Source organism: Streptomyces sp. NPDC041068 (genome assembly GCF_040647455.1).
Classification (GTDB): Bacteria; Actinomycetota; Actinomycetes; order Streptomycetales; family Streptomycetaceae; genus Streptomyces.
The window spans coordinates 1-3333 of the sequence record NZ_JBEZCG010000052.1 but is presented as its reverse complement, the minus strand read 5'-3'; the positions used below and the strand labels follow the sequence as shown (position 1 = coordinate 3333).

At 68.1% G+C, this 3333-nt stretch carries 4 protein-coding genes; 3 read left to right on the top strand and 1 reads right to left on the bottom strand.

Features of this window, described 5'->3' with window-relative positions:
* Nucleotides 1-377: 377 nt before the first annotated feature.
* On the bottom strand, nt 378-1019 hold the full coding sequence (locus AB0B50_RS44595; protein ID WP_362343844.1) for a DNA-3-methyladenine glycosylase: 642 nt from the start codon (nt 1017-1019) through the stop codon (nt 378-380).
* Between the two features lie 163 nt (nt 1020-1182).
* Here AB0B50_RS44595 and AB0B50_RS44590 point away from each other — a divergent pair, with 163 nt between their 5' ends.
* The 3 genes from AB0B50_RS44590 (at nt 1183) to AB0B50_RS44580 (ending at nt 3227) form a co-directional block, all read left to right on the top strand.
* A complete protein-coding gene (locus AB0B50_RS44590; protein ID WP_362343841.1) occupies nt 1183-1965 on the top strand; it encodes a sporulation protein in 783 nt (260 codons plus the stop codon).
* A 48-nt stretch (nt 1966-2013) separates the two neighbouring features.
* Nucleotides 2014-2553 (top strand): YbhB/YbcL family Raf kinase inhibitor-like protein, encoded by a 540-nt coding sequence (locus AB0B50_RS44585; protein ID WP_362343838.1) that lies wholly within the window; start codon nt 2014-2016, stop codon nt 2551-2553.
* 167 nt (nt 2554-2720) lie between these two features.
* Entirely contained in the window at nt 2721-3227 is a 507-nt protein-coding gene (locus tag AB0B50_RS44580) for an HNH endonuclease (protein WP_362343835.1), read from the top strand.
* The last annotated feature ends 106 nt before the right edge of the window (nt 3228-3333 follow it).

The following is a 3333-nucleotide window of genomic DNA, read 5'->3' as shown; positions in this document are numbered from 1 at the left end:
CTTTTGGCACGCTGTTGAGTTCTCAAGGAACGGACGCTTCCTTTGTACTCACCCTCTCGGGCTTTCCTCCGGGCGCTTCCCTTCGGTATTTCGTGCTTCCAACCTTACCAGATCCGTTTTCCGTTCCGTTCCCGGTTCGGATTTCATTTCCGGTGGCCGTTGGAGGGCCTTTGCCTTTCGGCGTGTTCACTACGTTAGCGGATTCCCTCCGCAACTCATAATCGAGTTCCGCGAGTTCGAATTTCGACATGCGGGCATGCGAAATAGGACCCCGCCGAGGGGAAGTCGTAGGTAGTGGTTGGCCGCTTCCGGCTTCCGACAGATTGTCGTACCCGGTTCAGCGGCTCGGACTACATTACGGATGCCCCAAGGGCGCGTCAAGTTCGGCGGCGTCGGGGCGTATGGGCCCGATAAGGGCTCACCGTAGGGTCGTTGGCCGTCCAGAAGCGCCACGGGTGGACGCCGCCCTCCCCCGCGACTCCTGTGCGGGGACCACTGCTGACCTGGTCGGGGCGGGGCGGAGTGCCCGTCAGGACCATGAAGGGGTCCGCCTTCTCCCCGCACACGTCGCTGCCGTCGAGGCTTCGGTCCACGTCAAGGGCGGTGGCCAGGCGAGCGGGCCCTTTGGCCAGTTCCTTGTCGCTGCGGGCCGATAGTCGACGTTTGCGGGCCAGTTCGGCGCCTGCCGTGACCTCTCCCGCGCGGAGCAGGACCGCGCCCGCCATGCCCTCCGGGCCGCACACCAGGTTCATGCAGTGCCACATGCCGTAGGTGAAGTAGACGTACACATGTCCGGGCGGGCCGAACATCACGCTGTTGCGGGGCGTCCGGCCGCGATACGCGTGCGAGCCGGGGTCGGCTTCTCCCGCGTACGCCTCCACCTCTGTCAGGCGGAGTTCGATCGGACCGTCCTCCGAGTCGCGTACGAGGACGCGGCCGAGGAGATCGGGGGCGACCTCCAGGACGGGCCGGTCGAAGAAGTCACGGGTGAGGGGCGTACGGTCAGGGGCCGCGATCATGCCGTACGAGCGTAGTGCACCTGGTTCTACGCGCGCGGGTGGCCATCGGGCCGCTCCGTTGCCAGGGTGATGGCGCGGAACCGGGCACGGTCAACTCGCGTTTGTACCGATCAAGGATTCAAGTCGAGACGAGCCACAGGCGGCGGCCTGGGGATGGAGAGTCATGGGGTTCAAGAAGCTGCTCGCGAGCCTGGGGGCCGGCGGTGCCTCGGTCGAGACCGTGCTGACCGAGGTCAACGTGGTCCCGGGTGGCGTCGTCCAGGGTGAGGTGCGGATCCAGGGCGGGTCGGTGGACCAGCAGATCGAGGGGCTCTCCGTCGGTCTGCAGGCCCGTGTCGAGGTCGAGGGCAACGACCAGGAGACCAAGCAGGACATCGAGTTCACCAAGCTGCGGCTCGGGGGCGCCTTCACGCTGCAGGCCGGTCAGGTGCACGCGGTGCCGTTCGGTCTCGAGATCCCCTGGGAGACGCCGGTCACGAGCATCGACGGACAGCAGCTTCGCGGCATGAACATCGGTGTGACCACCGAGCTGGAGATCGCGCGCGCCGTGGACTCGAGCGACCTGGACCCGATCAACGTGCACCCGCTGCCGGCGCAGCAAGCCATCCTGGACGCCTTCATCCAGCTGGGCTTCCGCTTCAAGAGCGCCGACATGGAGCGCGGTCACATCCGCGGTACGCGGCAGAAGCTGCCGTTCTACCAGGAGATCGAGTTCTACCCGCCGCAGCAGTACCGCGGCCTGAACCAGGTCGAGTTGAGCTTCGTCGCGGACGACCGCGAGATGGACGTCGTCCTGGAGATGGACAAGAAGCCGGGTCTGTTCAGCGAGGGCAGCGACTCGTTCCGGTCCTTCAAGGTGGGGCTGAACGACTTCCAGGGCACGGACTGGGCGGCGTACCTCAACGAGTGGCTGTCCCAGGTCGGCAGCAAGCGCAACTGGTTCTAGGCTCGGAGAGGATCAGCGAGGACCAGCAATCAACCAGGAGGTGCCGACGTGAGCGAGCTCAAGAGGCCGCCGCTTCCCCATGACTTCCACCCGCCCGTGCCGTCGTTCACGGTCGTGAGCGAGGACTTCGAGCCGGGGGCGGTCCTCAAGGACGCTCAGGTCTACGCGGCCGGGAACACCTCGCCGCAGCTGCGGTGGGAGGGCTTCCCCGCCGGGACCAAGAGCTTCGCCGTGACGTGCTTCGACCCGGACGCCCCCACGGGCAGCGGGTTCTGGCACTGGACCGTCTTCGACATCCCGGTCTCGGTCACCGAGCTGCCGGGTGGTGCGGGCAGCGGCAAGTTCGAGGGGCTGCCCGAGGGCGCGGTGCAGGTGCGCAACGACTACGGGACGAAGGACTTCGGGGGTGCCGCGCCGCCGCCCGGCGACCCGGCGCACCGCTATGTGTTCACCGTGTACGCGGTGGACCAGGAGAAGCTGGGTCCGGACTCGGACGCCTCTCCCGCGGTCGTGGGCTTCAACCTCCGGTTCCACACGCTCGGTCGGGCGCAGGTGATCGCCGAGTACGCCGCTCTCCCCGAGAGCTGAGCGACCGTCGTGAACTGAGGGTTCACCGATTGTTTGCCCGCCTCTGGTCATGGAAGTGATCAGGGGCGGGCATTTTTTATTGCGTTGTCCATCTCGGCGTGCCCGGCCAGAGTTGATCCCAGCCCGCCAGGCGGTGGGCCGGTGCATAACGGGAGGTGGGCAGGTTGATGCGGGACACGCTGGTGCTGAACGCGAGCTTCGAGCCGCTCTCGACGGTGACGCTCAACCGAGCCGTCGTCCTGGTGCTCCAGGACAAGGCCGTGGTGGAGCAGTCGCACCCCGGACTCCGTGTGCGCGCGGCCGCGATCGACATCCCTGTGCCTCGGGTGATCAGACTGTGCAGGTTCGTACGCGTGCCGTTCCGAAGACAGGCTCCATGGTCCAGGCGGGGTGTGCTGGTGCGGGACCGGCACCGGTGCGCGTACTGCGGCAGGCGTGCGACGACGGTGGACCACGTGGTGCCGCGGTCGCACGGGGGTGCGGACTCCTGGCTGAACACGGTCGCTTCGTGCGCGACGGACAACCACCGCAAGGCGGACCGGACTCCGGAGGAGGCGGGGATGCCGTTGCTTCGGCAGCCGTTCGAGCCGACGCCGGCCGATGCCATGTTGCTGGCGCTCGGCCAGGACGAGTTGGCCTCGCTGCCGGAGTGGCTGGCGCAGCCCGCGGCGTAACGCGCTCAGCCCGGCGCGGGGCCGGCCGCCCGCCCCCGCACCCGCCGGGGAGGCAGCCGGCGCGCGCGGCCCCCGGGCGCCCGGGCCCCGCGCCCCGCGGGGGGGC

Coding starts and splice junctions, on each gene's coding strand:
- AB0B50_RS44595 (WP_362343844.1), bottom strand. CDS start 1,019: ATGATCGCGGCCCCTGACCGTACGCCCCTCACCCGTGACTTCTTCGAC.
- AB0B50_RS44590 (WP_362343841.1), top strand. CDS start 1,183: ATGGGGTTCAAGAAGCTGCTCGCGAGCCTGGGGGCCGGCGGTGCCTCG.
- AB0B50_RS44580 (WP_362343835.1), top strand. CDS start 2,721: ATGCGGGACACGCTGGTGCTGAACGCGAGCTTCGAGCCGCTCTCGACG.